Annotated in this window: 13 protein-coding genes and 2 pseudogenes; 5 read left to right on the top strand and 10 right to left on the bottom strand. The window is 58.9% G+C overall.

Annotated elements, in window-relative coordinates; translation table 11 throughout:
- Window positions 1-48: 48 nt before the first annotated feature.
- The 3 genes from FH08_RS0105695 to FH08_RS53225 all read right to left on the bottom strand — a co-directional run bounded on the left by FH08_RS0105695 (window position 49) and on the right by FH08_RS53225 (window position 3,673).
- Window positions 49-231 carry a hypothetical protein gene (locus FH08_RS0105695; protein ID WP_031357400.1) on the bottom strand — a complete coding sequence of 61 codons (183 nt, stop codon included), beginning with the start codon at window positions 229-231 and terminating at the stop codon, window positions 49-51.
- Between the two features lie 125 nt (window positions 232-356).
- A complete protein-coding gene (locus FH08_RS52925; protein ID WP_200878709.1) occupies window positions 357-2,243 on the bottom strand; it encodes a hypothetical protein in 1,887 nt (628 codons plus the stop codon).
- 1,088 nt (window positions 2,244-3,331) lie between these two features.
- Window positions 3,332-3,673, bottom strand: coding sequence for a hypothetical protein (locus FH08_RS53225; protein WP_031357398.1), 342 nt, complete (start codon window positions 3,671-3,673; stop codon window positions 3,332-3,334).
- 153 nt (window positions 3,674-3,826) lie between these two features.
- Between FH08_RS53225 and FH08_RS0105680 the strand changes: the two genes are divergently transcribed.
- Window positions 3,827-5,128 carry a hypothetical protein gene (locus tag FH08_RS0105680; RefSeq protein ID WP_031357397.1) on the top strand — a complete coding sequence of 434 codons (1,302 nt, stop codon included), beginning with the start codon at window positions 3,827-3,829 and terminating at the stop codon, window positions 5,126-5,128.
- Between the two features lie 283 nt (window positions 5,129-5,411).
- On the opposite strand, the gene FH08_RS0105675 is transcribed toward FH08_RS0105680, so the two are convergent.
- Complete coding sequence (locus tag FH08_RS0105675; RefSeq protein WP_152602738.1) at window positions 5,412-5,657, bottom strand: BamA/TamA family outer membrane protein; 246 nt, start codon at window positions 5,655-5,657, stop codon at window positions 5,412-5,414.
- 380 nt (window positions 5,658-6,037) lie between these two features.
- On the opposite strand from FH08_RS0105675, the gene FH08_RS0105670 reads away from it, so the two are divergent.
- Window positions 6,038-6,595 (top strand): hypothetical protein, encoded by a 558-nt coding sequence (locus FH08_RS0105670; protein ID WP_031357395.1) that lies wholly within the window; start codon window positions 6,038-6,040, stop codon window positions 6,593-6,595.
- 215 nt (window positions 6,596-6,810) lie between these two features.
- A pseudogene (locus tag FH08_RS48175) lies at window positions 6,811-7,125 on the top strand (alpha/beta fold hydrolase); the annotation flags it as partial.
- A 42-nt stretch (window positions 7,126-7,167) separates the two neighbouring features.
- Here FH08_RS48175 and FH08_RS0105660 read toward each other — a convergent pair.
- Both FH08_RS0105660 and FH08_RS0105655 read right to left on the bottom strand, forming a co-directional pair.
- Entirely contained in the window at window positions 7,168-7,920 is a 753-nt protein-coding gene (locus FH08_RS0105660; protein WP_031357394.1) for a tetratricopeptide repeat protein, read from the bottom strand.
- A gap of 554 nt (window positions 7,921-8,474) precedes the next feature.
- A complete protein-coding gene (locus tag FH08_RS0105655) occupies window positions 8,475-8,816 on the bottom strand; it encodes a DUF4760 domain-containing protein (protein ID WP_031357393.1) in 342 nt (113 codons plus the stop codon).
- 65 nt (window positions 8,817-8,881) lie between these two features.
- Here FH08_RS0105655 and FH08_RS0105650 point away from each other — a divergent pair, with 65 nt between their 5' ends.
- The gene (locus FH08_RS0105650; RefSeq protein WP_031357392.1) at window positions 8,882-9,856 is read left to right on the top strand and encodes a hypothetical protein; all 975 of its coding nucleotides are present in this window, start codon (window positions 8,882-8,884) and stop codon (window positions 9,854-9,856) included.
- Between the two features lie 269 nt (window positions 9,857-10,125).
- Here the strand turns inward: FH08_RS0105650 and FH08_RS53220 are convergent.
- From FH08_RS53220 to budA, 4 genes and pseudogenes are all read right to left on the bottom strand, one after another.
- Window positions 10,126-10,368, bottom strand: a pseudogene (locus FH08_RS53220) (IS5/IS1182 family transposase); the annotation flags it as partial.
- Between the two features lie 770 nt (window positions 10,369-11,138).
- Window positions 11,139-12,776 (bottom strand): alpha-keto acid decarboxylase family protein, encoded by a 1,638-nt coding sequence (locus FH08_RS0105640; protein ID WP_200878713.1) that lies wholly within the window; start codon window positions 12,774-12,776, stop codon window positions 11,139-11,141.
- 163 nt (window positions 12,777-12,939) lie between these two features.
- Window positions 12,940-14,616, bottom strand: a complete 1,677-nt coding sequence (gene alsS / locus FH08_RS0105635) for an acetolactate synthase AlsS (RefSeq protein ID WP_031357390.1) — start codon at window positions 14,614-14,616, stop codon at window positions 12,940-12,942.
- 10 nt (window positions 14,617-14,626) lie between these two features.
- Window positions 14,627-15,457: an acetolactate decarboxylase gene (gene budA, locus FH08_RS0105630; RefSeq protein WP_031357389.1), complete on the bottom strand. Its 831-nt coding sequence runs from the start codon at window positions 15,455-15,457 to the stop codon at window positions 14,627-14,629.
- Window positions 15,458-16,006: 549 nt separating this feature from the next.
- Here budA and FH08_RS0105620 point away from each other — a divergent pair.
- Window positions 16,007-16,696, top strand: a complete 690-nt coding sequence (locus tag FH08_RS0105620; protein WP_031357388.1) for a YoaK family protein — start codon at window positions 16,007-16,009, stop codon at window positions 16,694-16,696.
- The last annotated feature ends 73 nt before the right edge of the window (window positions 16,697-16,769 follow it).

Here is a 16,769-nt window from a genome sequence, read left to right as displayed (position 1 = left end):
TTTCGACCACGCCCTACTCGTCGTTCAACTTCTAATGTGGCAGCGCCACTACCGCTTACGAACGATGCTATAGGAACCATCCTCATTCCGGACGACCATCTGGTCCGGTCCCACCTGATGAACCTGATCCTTGGGAAGTGGTCCGGCTGGAGTGAGAACCTTGCCCGGTTCCTCCGGCGGCAGTTTGCGCTTCTCGTGGGCCCGCTGACGCGTCGCTTTTGCCTTGGGCATATAAGCATCTCCTCCTGATAACGACGCGGCGATCGCTACATGATCATAAATCGACCCTGCCCCCTCGCGTAGTGCAATCGGGAGAAAACAGGGCCCACAACGCGTCAAACCGCTGGTTCGGCGGGTCAGCCCACCGCTGGGTCGTCTACCAGCACTCCGCCAAGAGAAGCCCACGCTGACCAGGGACCGGCATGCGGCACTGTCTGCCAGATATGCCACAGCGCGTTGTCAGTGCCTCGGGCAAATAGCTCCAGACGGCCATCGGCGTTGTCGATCGCCACTGGATCGCTGGTAATCACGCCCCCCAGCGAAGCCCAACCCGACCAGGGGCCCGCATGCGCTACAGTCTGCCAGGTGTGCCAGAGCGCGTTATCGGTCCCGCGCGCAAACGTCTCCAACCGGCCATCAGAGTTGACGTATACAGCGGGATCGCTTGTTATCACACCTCCCAGCGATGCCCAGGCCGACCAGGGACCTGCATGCGGCGCGGTCTGCCAGATATGCCACAGCGCGTCATCCGTACCGCGCGCGAACACCTCCAACCGGCCGTCAGAGTTGTCGACCACTGCGGGATCGCTGGTGATGGCTCCGCCCAGCGATGCCCAGGCGGACCATGGACCTTCATGCGCTACAGTCTGCCAGGTGTGCCAGAGCGCGTTATCGGTCCCGCGCGCGAACGCCTCCAACCTGCCGTCAGAGTTGACGTATACAGCGGGATCGCTTGTTATCACACCTCCCAGCGATGCCCAGGCCGACCAGGGACCTGCATGCGGTGCGGTCTGCCAGGTATGCCAGAGGGCGTTGTCGGTGCCACGCGCGAACACCTCCAACCGGCCGTCAGAATTGTCGACCACTACTGGATCGCTGGTGATGGCTCCGCCCAGTGAGGCCCAGGCCGACCAGGGACCTGCATGCGGTGCGGTCTGCCAGGTATGCCAGAGGGCGTCATCAGTGCCGCGGGCGAATACCTCCAACCGGCCATCAGAGTTGACGAACACGGATGGATCGCTCGTGACCACTCCACCCAGAGATGCCCAACCGGACCACGGCCCTGCGTGCGCAACCGTCTGCCAGTTATGCCAGACCGCATCGTCGGTGCCGACCCCGAACACCTCAAGCCGGCTATCCGAGTTGCACGCGGCTGATGCGACCCGGGTCAGCGCAACCGCGAAGTTCTCATAGGAGATGTCGACTTCGCCGGCGCTTGCCGAGTTGCTGACAACCACGCAGTGCTGGCCACAGTCCGTCACAGCGCTCTGGGCTGTCCACGTAATTGCCGGCGTCGTAGCTCCACAAGCTATGGCGATATTGCGCATGGAAGTGAGCTGGCAGTCCGGGTAGTCCGAACAGTGCTGAACGCTGTAGGCCTCGAGTGTCTGGGCGCACCACGTCAACTGTTCGACGTTCTGGATGGGCAAACCGGTGTTGGCGACCCCTTGAAATTGGCAGTTGTAGCTGAACCCGCTTGCCGACTGTGAAGTCAAGGTCATGATGCCGTCCAGGACCTGGCCAGAGTTCACACGGACAGGGGACGTATAGAACGCCTGTCCGCCCTGACCGTCCGCATACCAACTCGCAACTGACCAGTAGTTGCCACCACCTGCCGCAGATGGCCCCCATTGAAGTACTGGCTGGTAGATCATCGTGGCATTCTGAATGCCGTTAAACAAAAAAATGGTCTGCCCGGATTGTGTCGCCGGTTCAGGTGGAACGACCCACGTGGTCCGGAAAGACGAGATTGGCTGTCCCGAGTTGTTGCTCCAGTATGCGTAGCTAATCCACCCGCTGCCGAGCGATGGTGTTATCCCCTCAGGGACGAAGACGTTTTCGGGCATCAGGGGACGGCCCCCGGCACGCGGTGCGATCGCACCGAAATCTGCCAACATGTCACCCGACGGATGGATTTTCTGTGCACGACCAGCCTGCATCTTCAGCGAATTCCCCGCCTCAATTAAATGGACCTGAGACTTCGGCCTGTAACCGCCGGGGGTGAGAACCTGTTCTTCGACCATTTTGTATCTCCTGTGTGTCGATCAATGGGCACTCGCCGAGGATCAAAAAGCGCACACGGGACAGCCCAGCCCCGAACATCGAGCCCCGATGACACAGAGCCCGCCGGCGTGCTTAAAAGCCAAAACGATCTGTCATATCCTTTTTCAACCTTTGCCGTACCATTTCCGATGCCCAAATTTGTGTACCGCGCGAAACGAACCCACGGGTTAAATGCCAAAAGCGCACTCACCCCAAAACAAAGGTAACTGAGCAGGCTAACAACGGAAGTGCATGCGCGTTGTTACTGGTCAGCGCAAGCCAATGCCGGGCGCTCCTGGACGCCCTCGGTCAAAAAGAGACCCGTAACGGTAAATTAAAAATGTTAGTTAGCATCTCTAATAATCTTTTATTTATAAAGTAACTTAAAAATGAATGCGGCACAAACCACGCGGGGAAGGCGTCGTCGCCGACTGATTTCAGTACCTGTCGCTATGCGTGTGATGCGCAACATTGTGTCATTACGATGGCACGACCGTGACTAGAGAAAGGTCCTCACAAGTGATTTCGCCAACTTGCAGTTCAAGGTTCATTGCAAACCCTTGCGGACAAGGCGCAGCGACAGGGAATTTTTTATGTTCTTCTGCCTTCACTGACAGGCAAATACTTCACAGCCGGAACGCCTGCCATTTATCCTAGGTTAAGCGTCACCGAAGTCAAGGGCTAGCTCGGCCGTCGAAAACCGCATATTTAGTTACGCCACTTCTTGCGGCTTGGACCGGACCCATGGCTAGCCCCGTGAAGTTCAATATAGAAAGGCGCGCCTACAATGGATAGGCTATTCCTTGTTCCAGGAATAGCGTCCGGAAGTCGCCGTTAACGTTTGCAAAGGCCAGAGCCGTGCCCGTCCCCGAAATCGTTCGCTCCGAAAGTTTGTACCCCGCACGCTGACAAACGCCCCGCGACGACGCCCGCGTGCCCGGCAACATGGGGCATGAATGCAAACGAATTCTCACGTCAATTTTTGAACGGTATCCGCAAAGTGACGGTCACGGCCCGTCGAAGGCGCGCTTTGCCGCGTAGCAAGCGGCGATTTGATCGCCGAGCGAATTCAATGGTTCATCCCGTTCGCGGGCGAAACGATCGAGTGGCTTGCGCCCTCAATCGGCGAAGGGGTCATGCTGTCGACGATGACATGCTCGTCGGTTTCGAGCGTGAACAGGTTGTCCGCTGCGAGCGTTGTCACGGTGCAAGAAATTCTGGATGCTTTGGCGAACGCCTTGCGGGCGTTCTCGAGGCCGAACTTTTCCGCCGGCGGCAGCGCAAACCGGCGCGTCAAAGACGCTAACATCGCAAAACCGAGGCGCCAGCGTGTCGGATGCACGCCATGACCGCCGGAGCAGGCAAAAATTTCCGGACCGGCAACGTCGGTACCGCTATGGTTGTTCTGCATATAGTCTTTCGCTCGGGTTATACCCGGAAACAGTATCCTGGGCCCTTCAGGACGTGCTAAAAAGAGTCGATATCCCGGTAGCACGACTGAAAGTCCGGTCCGGAGATTGGAGAATCCCACGCGGTCTGTCGCACGGAATTCCGAGGTGAAAGAATGGAAAAGAAAGTGCTCGTCGCGGTAGCCGCTGCGCTGATGTCTTCTGTGGGCGCGCTGCATCCCGAATCCGCCTGTGCCGCTGATGCTGCAGCCTCGGCCCACGAAGACGCGACCGTCGATGCATCTCTCGATCCCGGCGAAGAACGCGTCTCCGCCGATGCCGACAATCAGGCGCACCTGAAAGACCTGCGCTACGCGTATTTCATCGGCTATAACGCGCGCGCCAGGGAAGACTCAAAATCCTATTCGACCCTGGCTGACGAGGTGAAGCATCCGCAGAAGCAGCTTGCCGCGCCGGCCATGCCCGCACCGCCGAAGCCGGTTGCTGAACGTGTTACCGAGCGGGTTGCGCCGCCAAGGCGGGTCGTAGCGCAAGCCGCGTCGCCGAGGCAAGTATCCGCGCCGGTCGCATCGCCGAAGCGGGTCGCTGCTGCGCGAGCCACGCCGTCCAGGCAGGTCGTCGCACACGCCGAGCCTGTGCCGCTGAAGCGCGTTCCCGCGCAAGTCGCACCCGTGCCGCAGAAGCATGTTTACGCGCAAGTCGAGCCTGTGCCGCAGAGGCGGGTCGCGGCGCCGGTCGTGTCGTTCAAGCAGGCTTCGGTGCAGGTCACGCCGCCTAAGCGGGCTGAAGTGCAACCTGTGCATCTGAAGCAGGTTTCTACGCGGACTACGCCGTCGAAGATGTTTGGCCCCGAGTCCGAGCCGCCGATACTGATTCCGACGCAAGCCGTGACGGCATTACCGGACGAAAAATCGGACAATGACGACGACGCACAGGTAGCGCAGAGCCGCCATTCGCAGAACGCTCAGCGGGCGGTGCCGCAGTATCGGCCGGCAGATGAGGAACCGCAATACGCCGCGGAGCCGGGAACTCAAGCGGCTCCGGCGATGCAGGCGACTCAAGCGGCGCAGAACTGGCAAGCTCGGCAATATCAGAATCGGCAGCCCCAGCAATATGCGGCAGCGCCGGCCTATAACCCGGTGTCAACAGAGTCTCGGGAGTCAGGTGGGTATTCCGGGCGGGAATACGGACCACCGCCGTTGCCGCCTCGAACCGTTCAGGCTAACCAGTACGCGCCCGCGCAGTATCCCTCCGCTCAGTACCAACCGGCTTACGCGCAGTCCGCCTATGTACCTCGGCCTCCCACTCAGGCTGCGGCGCAGCAGGTCGTCATAGTGGCCCGCCCGCCTGCCTATCCTGCATATAACCAGATGTACACGCCGCCTGAACTGCGGCGGCCGTACCCCGCCGGTTACGGTAATCCGGCGCAGCCAGCCGGGTATCAGGGATGGGAGTAGGCAAACTCGGTCGCACTATTCGCCGAGTTCCTGGCTCCGATCTTTCATTTCATCGGTTTGTCTGTCTTCAAGTTCACGGCGCTCTTCGTGCTCCTGCAGGTTCTGCAGGTCCTGTCGCTAAGCGCAGTTTTTTTGTGTAGCCCAGCGCTCAGTGCGCGAGCCTGCCGCCAAGAGCGCATTTGGGCTCGCCTTTGTGATGGTCACCTTCCAGACTTCGCTGTGGCTCATCAACATTCGTCAGCCCTATTTTCATTGTTGGCTCACTCGGTTCTTTTGGCCGGCCCTAACTCCCCACCACAAGCATCATCAAAACCATCGGCGCTTTCGACCCATTCGGCACGCCCGCCTTAAGCGGCACCCCATAAGTCATTCGAAAATCAACAAACCGGCCGAGCTGGAATCGCAATCCCGCACCCACACTCGCCAGCAGACCACTCTGCGTCTCCGCCGGCTCATCGATACGATTCCATACATACCCAGCATCGAAGAAGACGAACAGCCGCACGGTCGCTTGCTTGACTTCTGAAATGCGAAATCCTAACTTGAGTCGTGTCCAACACGAGTTTCAACGCGATATTGATCCGTGTTCAGAGAGCTACTTGTTTGAGGATGAGTATGCAATCAAGGATGGGCTGGCCCTTACTGTTTATCGAACTGGTCGACAATCAAAAATATAGGATTCCGTAAGGATACTTGTAAACGACATTACGATTTCAACCTAACCCCATCGATGGTAAGTTCAACCACAGCGCGACCATCGGTTCACGGCATGAATGCGCCGGTGCTCTCCTACTCACCTACTACTTGCTGACAATTCGAGCAGACCGTCCATCGAATGTAAGCGTTGGAAAGCCGATAGAAAAGAGGCGACAGACAGGATCAATTTCCTTAACCCCGCTGGAGAAAATCATGACGCGCGCACAGAAAATCATGGTCATTCGTCATGGCGAAAAGCCTGAGGGGACATCACCGCCATATGGCGTGACGACTGCGGGCGAACAGGATGTGGAATCGTTGCTGGTTGACGGATGGACGCGTGCCGGTGCATTAGCTGTTCTTTTCGCGCCTTCACGAGGACCACTGCAAAGCGCCACCCTCGCGGTGCCGCAATACGTGTTTGCAGCGGCGGATGAAGATGGAAGCGCGAGCCAACGTCCTGTCGAGACGGTGAGCGTGGTCGCTCAAAAGCTGGATCTCACGACCAATTCAACGTACAAAGTTGGCGACGAGACTGACCTGGCTGCCGCGGCCATGGCATGCGACGGAGTGGTGCTCGTGGGCTGGGAGCACAAGCATATTCCGCTCATCGCCAACGCGATTCTGGGTAACACGACCGCTCCGCAAAGCTGGCCGGGCAACCGTTTCGATATGGTCTGGGTGTTCGACCTGAAGGCGGGTGGCGGCGTGTACAGCTTCAGTCAGGTGCCGCAGCTACTGCTCGCGGGCGACCTGCCGAATCCGATCTGAGCCGCCGCAGCCGCAGCCGGACAATAGCGGTTTCGTACAGGACTTCGCGCAGACTCTCGCGTGGGAAACGAACCAACCCTTGCTTGATCCTGCCAGGCACGGTCGAGGCGAACATCATGGGCATGTTCACGCCAGCGATGCTCCCGGTCCTATCCGGGCTGGCAGGCCATGGATACGCAACTGCGCTGGCAAAATGTATCAACGAGGAGTACAGCATGAGCGAGAAACCTACAGTCATTTTGGTGCGCGGTTTCTGGGGTGGCGCGGCGCACTGAGGGAAGGTCATCGTCGAACTGGCGCGCAAAGGCTACACATCCATTCACGCCGTCGACATGCCGTTGACGTCCCTTGCCGACGACGCCGAGCGCACGCGCAAGATGATCGCGCAGCAGAAAGGGCCTGTCCTGCTTGTCGGCCACTCGTACGGCGGCGCCGTTATCACGGAAGCGGGGAATCAGCCGAACGTGGTCGGGCTCGTCTATATCGCCGCGTTCGCGCCTGATGCAGGCGAAAGCCCTGGCGGCATCACTCTTGCGCTCAAAGTCTGCCGCTCTGCCGCGGGGGGCCTTGGATTATCGGCTTAGGGCGGCCTGGGCCCGTTGTAGCCACTCGCTGTTATGTTCGCGGGCGTGGCGTGGCCAATGCTTGGCATCGTGCACGATCTCAGCGTAAAGTTCGCGCGCACGCTGGCGGTCGGCATCGTCGGGCTGCGCCGTTAGCCAATCGGCGTACAGGCAACGGGGTGCGGCGTCGCTTGCGCAGGTGAGCGCCGTCTCGAACGCGGCGCGCGCGCCTGGTGCGCCAATCGTAGCCAGGGCCCGTGCATACAGCAAGGCAGGTTCGGCTTGCTGGCGGGCAGGAGGATCGACGGCGAACAGTTTTTCCAGCGTGTCCTGCGTGGCCGAAGCTTGGCCGGTGGCAAACTGCGCACGCGCCAGCCCCTGGAGCAGGGCCGGATCGGATGAGAACGGCCCGCTAACTGCCGATCGGTAGTGCACCAGGGCTTCGGTGGCATTGCCTGCATCGAGCAGCGCTGCGCCCAGCCGCATTCGATGCGCGACGGTCGGCGTGCGATCGAAATCCGTGCGCGCCTCGCGCACCGCCCGGTTGGGATCGACAAGCTGCGAGATGGCCCTCGTTGCCGTCCTTGCACCACGCGACTGGCGCAAGGTCGGCAAGTAGATGACAAAGAAGTAGACCAAACTGCCAAGGCCAGGGAAAAGAAACAGGATCAGCAGCCAGTACATGTTCTGCTGGTTGCGCACGGCATGCACCGCAAAGAACAGGGCGATGATGACGTAAAGGCTAATTCCGAAAATGCGCATTGACGAAAAGGTCAGTTGTGGTGCGTTGCCAGCGGCACGTCAGCGAAACGGCAGGACGCTATTGTGACAGAAGCGCATTGTCATGCCTGGTAACTCAGTGGGCTCCCGGGGCACGCGCTTATTCCGGCGGATTGGCAGTTAGCCCGGGCCGACGGACAGCGCATGCACATTTCCGGTCGACGGTATCAGACGGGGTCATCGGTCTTTGCTGGCGTTCGACAGTCAACGTGATCCGTTTGCTGACAGACTCTTACCGGTCGCTTACGACACCGTCGCTGCGGATGTCAGCTTACGGCTGAGGCGAACGCGTACCAGCGACCCCTTTGAGACGCTCAAACAGACATTTCTCTATGTCCGCAATTGGCCCGACATGAGTCAAGCTCTCACAATACCGCCGCCTCATGTCCCATGACTTTGACTAATTTACGACCCCGGCGAGTGCACGCGATTGAAGCTTCAAACGAAAACGTCCCTTGCTTCGAGCGCCACGCCAAGCTGGCGGCTTTCACGTGACTATTGACGAACGGAGACTTGGCTTCAACCAGGCAGAACATCTAGACATTCGATGAAATCGTGGCATCCCGTTGTAACTCGTTCTTATAAAATTTTTTAAATTCCGGCCAGTCAAGGCTCCGAAGGCACACTGCTGTCCTGTATGACGAGTTGTTGGTAATTATCTGACCAAAAAACCGCTGCACCAAATCTGGATCTGCAAGCTTTGAATTATATGCTGCTGCAACGACCTCCAGAAAATTCAAGCGGCGCGCAAAGTAATTTCTCAAAAGCTCCGCCTCGCGTTTCGGGATGTTGATGATGCCATCTTTCGCGGCAAAATCTGGAGGGCCTTTCTGCAAAGACTGGCCGTCCTTGATAATTTGGAGACGCCGCCCCGACACGTAGTTGGCATCCTCGTTGGATGGCGCGGTGATTCGATCGAGTTCACCTCAAACGTGCTGTCCGTATGGGATCGGAACTCGCCGCCCAAATCGTATCGGCTGGCGCGGTGCAGGGGCTATTCGAGCGTCTTCACCGTTTCTACCTGGACCACTCGTGCCATCCAAGCGGCAAAAAACCGCTGTCTGGCAACGCGTCTGAATGCGGCAAAGTCCACATGCTCACGATCGGTCACAGCTATGGTGCGCTCTTTAATTTCCGATCGTTGCTCGGGAATATGGAGACTGGCCTCAGTACGCCACCGGGAGACCGTGTCTATTCGTTCGGCGATCTCGTTGTTCTCCTCAACCCCGCGTTTGAAGGTACACGTTACGCCCCACCTTACTATTCCGCCAAGCAGCGCCCCTCATATCTCGGGCCAGACGCCGTAACCGGTGGCGCGCAACTACCGGTGGTCGTGACGCTCCAGTCCGTAGGCGATTGGGCCACTGGCGATACGTTTCCCATCTTCCGGCACGTCACGACGATCGGAGGCAATCCGCTCGGCATCGAGAAAACTGAGAGCGATCACGCGATGGGGTGGGTTCCGGCGTTCGAAACGCATCGGCTCTACCTTTCGCCGACCCTCCATTCTCCGAACTACCCTGATGGGCGCCGCCCAAAGTCGCTTTGCGATGACGGCCTAGCCGATGTCGACGTGTGTGACGCGTCGCCGACGCCGGTGGACTGCCGAGTCAAGATCTGGGCGCCAAACGGGATCGGAACCGGCGCCTTCTCGATTTTCGGTAAGTCGTCGATATACGTCGGCAATGGCATGTCGCTTCTCGCAACCGTTCCGCCCACGGAAAAACGCCCTGGCAATTTTTTTCCATACTGGGTTGTCCAGGTCGACAAAGCCATCATGAAGGACCACGACGACGTGTGGAACCCTCTGACGACCGAGTTCATTGTCGAGTTGTATCATGCTGCCGTCGCGCAGGCGGAAGTACAGGCCAAGCCGATCAGAGACGCCAACAAGCCGCCTCGCGCGCCCGAGCAATAGCCTGACCGAATCGTCCCGGACGCCAACGGTGCCGGTTCGTCCAGAATTTAGTTCTTACTTTGATGACCTAGCAGCAGTTCGCCCCTACCAGCCGCTCGACGATGCATTCCTCGTTTCTATTATTTAGTTATCGGAACTACAATTCCATTTATGTCGAGCTCATTGAATATCCAAAACGGAAGCCGTCCTGGAATACCGTAGTCGACACCGGTGCAACGCGGAACCAGGTTATTTAAAATCGACGCCGCGTGGACGGAGTGAAGACTCGCACCGACGCGGATCGTCATATCGGTCGCTTGTGAACCGACGCGGCGCGAGCACGGGCGATTACTTGTAAGTTTCTTAAAACGGTACATCGCGTTCTCGACGCGCGAACGCCAGTGATAGCCCCTGCGCTTCTTCCATTCGCCTCGGCCGTTTCGCGCGATGTCTCTAATCGCCTCGTTGCGCCAGCTTGCGCCGGGCGTGGGCCCAGACCAAGGCTTCGCCCTTACGCGCGGCGGAACCGAGGGCGTCACCAGCGAAACGAGCAACTACTTCGTCTGACCGAAAACCACTAACGGGAAGAGAGCCGGCAACGTGCGAACAAGCGCCTTGCTATCGATAGCGGCCCGAAGTCCGACACGGCCGAGCCGACGACCTGGTGATGACCTTTATCGCGCCGGCGAAGCGTCGGTTATCGGTCAACTGATTGTCCTTCGGATCTTGATTTGGACATCCCCGAACTCCTGCACTGAATCTTCGCACCGCTGCGGCTCTCCTTCTCGCGTGCACGGATCGGTCGATGTACAAATCCTCGGGTTGATTCGATCCGATCGGTGGTTCCACGTGCGAAGGGTGCAACGACGGACGCCCTTTCCTTGCTGTCAGCGGCTGCGCAGTCGCGACCCTCATGTCCCTTCGTGAACCAGTGTCAGTCAGCAAGTGCCTGGATCACGTCATCGGACATCAGCGACATCAGCGCCCAGCACGGAAGGGAGGCCGTGACAGATAGCGAGTCTGCCACCGATCTTCGTGTCAATCTGATCGACGAGTGTGACAATCAAGCGAACCAATACCATGCCGGATGGTATCTTGGGGGTTCGCGATTTCTCGAAGCTGAAAATTTTCCGGACTGCCGAACTCGGTTAAGACCCTCGCTCGCATGAGAGCACCTCCTAGCATTGGCTCCAGCATGCTTTGCCAAAGGAGCCTTATCTACGGCAGCTTCCAAGGTGAAAGGGCCACTCGTCCGGTCACTCCATTTCGACCCTTTCCACACGGCAAAAGATCACCCTGGACGCTAGGCCGAATATAGCGAGTCACGTGTCTCATGAAGCTTCTGCGATAAGGGTGACGCCGCATACCTGTCCGTGACTACCTCGATATAGGCGCCCGTTCCGCACAACTCCGCCTTGTTAATAGCCTCGTCCAACTCGAAGCAGGTTGTCACCCGCGTCGTAAACCAGCCGTCGCAGCCGAGTGCCTCCGGAAGCCTGGCGTAGTGCCATTTCGCCAGATCGTTATAGTAAATTTCCGGGTCGTTGCAGAGTAATCGTTCGATCAGGTAGCCGTCGTTGTTCAGAACGAAAATGATGGGCTTGAGCCCGAAGCGGTGGAACTGGCTCACCTCCTGCGCGGTCAACTGATGAGAACCTTCCCCGGTAACCAGAATCGTCCTGCGATGAGGAGCCGCCATCGCTGCGCCGAATGCGGCTGGCGTCGCCCAGCCGATCGAGCCCCACAGCGTCTGATTCTGAAAGGTCGACCCTTTGGGCATGTGGGCAAAGCCGAGGCCCATCGACGAGGTTCCCGTTTCTGCAATCAGCATGTCGCCGGGCTTCAGCATCTGTTGCCAACGTGGATAGAGATAGTCCACGGTGATCTTGCCGTCAGGGTCGCCCTGCGGCGCGCCCAACCCCTCTACCCTCGGCGCTTGTACCTCCTTACGGGGAATCCTCTTGACCAGTTCGGTCAGCACGTCCTTCATGCCGATGTTGTTGTAGAACGCCGACCCGACACGCACCATGTCATGCATGACATTGATGCTCTTCGAGCGGTCGACCTGCGCGGTGAACGAACCCGAGTTGAAATCCGTCAGCATGGCGCCAATGCCGAAGACGCAGTCGCATCCCTCCACGAAGGCCCGGACCTGCTCGTTCATCAATTTTCCGTCATACATGCCGATGTAGTTCGGATGTGTCTCGTCAAGGACGCACTTGTCCATAAACATCGTCGTGAAAGGCAGGTTTGACGCGTCGACGATAGCCTGGGCCTCGTCAGCCAGTCCGCAGCGCGAAACCAGAATTCCAGGCACGATGCACGCTGTCTTGCAACCGGAAAGCGTATCGACGATGGCGGTGACCGCCGCGTCCAGTACCACCGGGTCAGCCGTGGGTGCGGCAACCGGTTGAACCGCACCGACAACCGGCATGATGGCAAAATCCGAAGGAAAACCCATGTAGACCGGACGACGGGAGTGCAGCGCCGCGGCAATCAGCCGCTCGGTTTCGGCGACACAGTTCTCCGGCGTGATGATGGCGCGCGCGCAAACCATCGGCTCGGCCATGTTGTAAAAGATATCGAATTCTCCATTGCCCAGCGTGTGATGGACAAGCCGCCGCGCCGCCTGGACCCCGCTTGCAGGCATTCCCACCAGATGGAAGACGGGCAAATACTCGGCATAAGCCCCCGCAATTCCGTTAATCGCGCTGAGCTCTCCAACACCATAGGTTGTACTAAGCGCTGCCATGCCATGGATACGCGCATAGCCGTCGGCCGCATACGCGGCATTAAGCTCATTGCAATTTCCAATCCACCGCATTTCATTGTGCCCGCAGACGGCGTCCTCTATCGGGAACGCATAGTCTCCTGCGACGCCAAAAACGTCCTTGATTCCAAGTTCGCGCAAGCGTGAAAGGACATGTTGTATCACTGTCATGCTCATGGGGTACTCCGCTCGAAATGTGCGGCAAATGTGCCGCCTGGCATGAACCTCGCTCCGCGATAGGGGTTCAATCCAGTCAATCGATATAAGTGATGCAGCTTGCAAGACGGTCGAAGGGCGATGGACCCTGGACGTCTGCAAACTACCCGTTCCAAAGTCAGTGAAATGCGTTGTCATGCACCATTTCGAATAGCTTGTGATTGTCCCGGTAGTCCACATGAACGCCAACGATAACCGGGCCGGGCGTATTGAGCGCCTTCTTCATGACCGGGGCGATCTCGTCGGCGGTTCGGATCATGAGACCTACGGCGCCGAAGGCTTCCGCATACTTCACCGGATCGACAGGGCCGAACGCGATCCCCGACGGGCGCCCATATTTGGCGATCTCCTGCACCGCGACCATGTCGTAGGTGCCGTCGATCAAGATCATGTGAACGAGGTTCGATTTGAGTCGAACCGCCGTTTCAAGCTCCATGCTCGAAAAGAGAAAACCACCGTCACCGGAGATCGAGATGACCTTCTCCGTGGGTCGCACCAACGTCGCGGCAATTGCCCACGGCAACGCTACACCGAGGGTCTGCTGACCATTCGAGATCAGGACCTGACGCGCCCTGAAGCTGTAGAGATGCCGGGCAAACCACAGATGAAATGACCCCATGTCGAGGCATAGCGTGACATCGGGATCAAGGAGTTTCTGCAATTCGTAGACGATCCTGAGTGGGTGAACCGGTGCCCCGCCAAGCCGCGCGGCTTCCTGGCTTAGTTGGGCACGTTCCTCCCTGATCGTACGCAAGATAGTCGATGAGATCGATGATTGCTCTCTGCGACGGATCAGCGGCCTCAGGGCCGCGAGGCTTTGCGCGATGTCACCGGTCAACTCGACGGCCGGACAATAGTACGAGTCGAGATCGGCGCAGAGCACGTCCACATGAATGATCTTGCGCTCTCGGTCCTTGTTCCAGAGGGACGGCCAATACTCGACAGGGTCGTACCCGACCGTGATCACCAGATCAGCGGATTCGAGGAGCCGATCAGCCGGCTGATTGGCGAGCTGCCCTACTCGCCCGCCGAAGTCTTCCAGCAGGTGTGCGGCGATGGCGCCTGCTGACTGGAACGTGCCGACCACGGGAAACTGATTCGCGGCGATCATCTCCCGCACGGCGCGTGCATTGGCAGGCTTGCTTGCCAACAGCCCAAGCAGCACGACAGGCGTTTGTGCGGCATTGATCAGGCGCGCGGCTTCCGCGATGGCGTCGCCGTCTGCCCGCCCCTGCCCCGAGAACACCGGCACGCTCAGTAACCTGCCTTCAGCCGGCGCTGACATGATGTTGCGCGGCAGGCTGACGAATGCAGCGCCGGGCCGGCCTGATTCCGCCGCGCGGAACGCATTGCTGATGACTTCCGCGACGGCTTGCGGTGCGCCGACCGCGCCGCTGAACTTGGTGACGGGCTTACAGATCGCCACCGAGTCCATGGTCTGATGGAGATGCTTCAACGCCTCCTCAGTCGCAACCGCGCCGCCTAGCGCGACAACTGGATCGCCTTCCGAGTTCGCCGTCGCGAGACCGGTGACGAGGTTCGAGACACCGGGTCCCGACGTCGCGATGCACACACCGGCTTTCCCGGTCATGCGGCCAATCCCGCCCGCGATAAAGGCCGCATTCTGTTCGTGCCGGCACACGACGGTCTCTATCTTCGAATCGACGAGCGCATCGAACACGGCATCGATCTTTGCGCCGGGAATACCGAAGACGTATTTGACACCTCGATCTTCCAGCGTCCGCACAACAAGTTCGGCGCCGTTTCGGGGCGCATGGTCATTTTCTCTGGACATCGTTTATCTCCTAATGAGCCTGTTCGGCGTACGCGAGTTCACCGGCGGAGTTCTTGCTCAGGTCCGCCTTGAGGAACGATTCGTTTTCGGGCAATGCGAGATGGAAATCCGTCAGCGCTTCGACACGAAGCCGCAAGGACCCGCTCGAACACGCCAGCAGATGGCCGCCGTGTACACGGTCTTCGGACAGGAAGTGAAAGTGATATCCGGCGATGCTGAAAGCGCTTGAGAAACCCGGAGACCATAGCCCGACGAGCGTGCCGTGAATCCTGCTGAGTTCGAACTCGGACTGCGCTTTGGCGGCGTCAATCAGCCGGCCTCCGCTTGAAGGCGGACTTACCGCGCGCATGCGGATATGACGGAATTCGCCGTCGAGGCGAAGCGCGTAGAAAATGTTGTTCGATCGCCGGTGCTCGTCGCAAAGTTGCATCAGGATATCGAGCGAGTCCGCCGGTTCAATCTGGAGATCGACATCGGGCGCGAAACGTGTCACGACCGCGAATGGCGCGCAAGCGTCCACAGGTGCCTGCGAGACCGTTCCATCACCACGGGCCCGATATATGCGCCCGTCGAGCACGACCATTTCTCCGTCGAGATTCTCGAACGTTCCCAAACCGAAATCTCCGTGCTTCAGGATCACGTCCGACGAGATGGCGCCCGTGTAGACGCCTTCAACCAACGCGCCTGAGGTTGAAACCTGGAAGAGCGTATGCAAAGGGGTATGAAAATACCCCGCCAGCGCTGATGCGACGATGGACGATGCGCTCGACCCGGTTCTCGTCATTTCATTTTTTAGCGCGCGGTCCACGAAGGCGGGAATGACCAGATTGAGTTCGGGCACGTGTCATATCCAATTGGAAACTGCGCGATGCTGCGCACGTTGGGACCATCGATCGATCGATGGATGGGGCATCTCCAGGAGTCGGGATGCAGTGGGACCAAGATATGCCTGGTCGACCTGCGGGGGAATCGCCTCTAAGGGTGCCTGCACGGAACCGATGTATAGGCCACCCTATACGAAGGCATGTCGACCCAACGCGCTGCTACATCCGAGTCATCAGTTTCGCAAGTGCGCAGAGGACGAGGATCGTGTCCTTCCAAATTTTAATTTTCGCGACCTGCTCGGCGTTCACTCGCTCCACTGACCGCACACTCTCGGCGCCGCGACTGCGTTGGCGGCATATACGCGCGTATGTTGCGCGCCAACTTAAGCACTAGTAGCGACACCGTCAGGTAGGCTGTCTATCCGCCTGGATTCCCCTTATCTTAAGGTTGGTAACAACGTGCCGCGAACGTGCCGCGAACGTGCCGCGCTCGCCGTTACGATGCCACGCACGCAGGCGTTAAACGACTCGACATCTTCTGCCCCAAATCACTTGCCGGAAACGTTATGAGCCAGGCGCCAGTCACCGCACAATCCGCCCTGGAATCCACGCTGGGGGCCGGTGCATTGTTGAGCGCGATAGGTGGTTTCCTCGACGCCTACACGTATATCGGACATGGAATGGTGTTTGCGAACGCGCAGAGCGGCAACGTGCTGTTCGCCGCCCTGGCAGTCGCCAATGCACAGTGGTCTGTAGCAGTCCGTCATATTCCACCCATTATCGCGCTCTTTGTCGGGACCTTCTTCGTCCGCGCGGTTCAACTGGCCGGACCACGCCTGAAATTCCGGGCCGTCTCCATCTGTCTTGCAGTCGAGTCACTTGTGCTGCTGGTCAACGCCGCGCTGCCGGTCAACATGAACGACTATCTAACCACCGTATCGATCTCATTCGCCGCGGCGCTGCAGTGGTCAGCGTTCGCGAACGTCGAAGGATGGGCTTACACCTCTATCGCGGCGACGGGCAATTTTCGCAAGCTCGCCGATGCACTATTTACCCTGATCATCGGTGCGGCGCCCGCTACAGGCACTTCATCTCGTGCTCGCGCATTTGCGGCAATTTGTACTGGCTTTGCGATTGGAGCAGTCATCGGCGCGTTGGCCACCCGCGCGATGGGGAACGCCGCCGCGATGCTGCCCGCGGTATGTTTGCTAGGCATGCTGGTGATGTTCGATGTCGCTGCGCGGTTCCCCTCGTAGGCCGGATACCTGTCTTCCTCATACGCGCCGATCGGGCCAGCGCCACACACAAAGCATGCCCTCGCCTGACATA

It is taken from the genome of Caballeronia sordidicola, from assembly GCF_000729995.1.
In the GTDB taxonomy this organism is placed as follows: domain Bacteria; phylum Pseudomonadota; class Gammaproteobacteria; order Burkholderiales; family Burkholderiaceae; genus Caballeronia; species Caballeronia sordidicola_A.
This window is presented reverse-complemented; position numbering and strand designations above follow the sequence as displayed.

Excerpts from the sequence above, each read along its gene's own strand:
- FH08_RS0105695 (WP_031357400.1), bottom strand. The coding sequence starts at position 231 with ATGCCCAAGGCAAAAGCGACGCGTCAGCGGGCCCACGAGAAGCGCAAA.
- FH08_RS52925 (WP_200878709.1), bottom strand. The coding sequence starts at position 2,243 with ATGGTCGAAGAACAGGTTCTCACCCCCGGCGGTTACAGGCCGAAGTCT.
- FH08_RS53225 (WP_031357398.1), bottom strand. The coding sequence starts at position 3,673 with ATGCAGAACAACCATAGCGGTACCGACGTTGCCGGTCCGGAAATTTTT.
- FH08_RS0105680 (WP_031357397.1), top strand. The coding sequence starts at position 3,827 with ATGGAAAAGAAAGTGCTCGTCGCGGTAGCCGCTGCGCTGATGTCTTCT.
- FH08_RS0105670 (WP_031357395.1), top strand. The coding sequence starts at position 6,038 with ATGACGCGCGCACAGAAAATCATGGTCATTCGTCATGGCGAAAAGCCT.
- FH08_RS0105660 (WP_031357394.1), bottom strand. The coding sequence starts at position 7,920 with ATGCGCATTTTCGGAATTAGCCTTTACGTCATCATCGCCCTGTTCTTT.
- FH08_RS0105650 (WP_031357392.1), top strand. The coding sequence starts at position 8,882 with ATGGGATCGGAACTCGCCGCCCAAATCGTATCGGCTGGCGCGGTGCAG.
- FH08_RS0105640 (WP_200878713.1), bottom strand. The coding sequence starts at position 12,776 with ATGACAGTGATACAACATGTCCTTTCACGCTTGCGCGAACTTGGAATC.
- alsS (WP_031357390.1), bottom strand. The coding sequence starts at position 14,616 with ATGTCCAGAGAAAATGACCATGCGCCCCGAAACGGCGCCGAACTTGTT.
- FH08_RS0105620 (WP_031357388.1), top strand. The coding sequence starts at position 16,007 with ATGAGCCAGGCGCCAGTCACCGCACAATCCGCCCTGGAATCCACGCTG.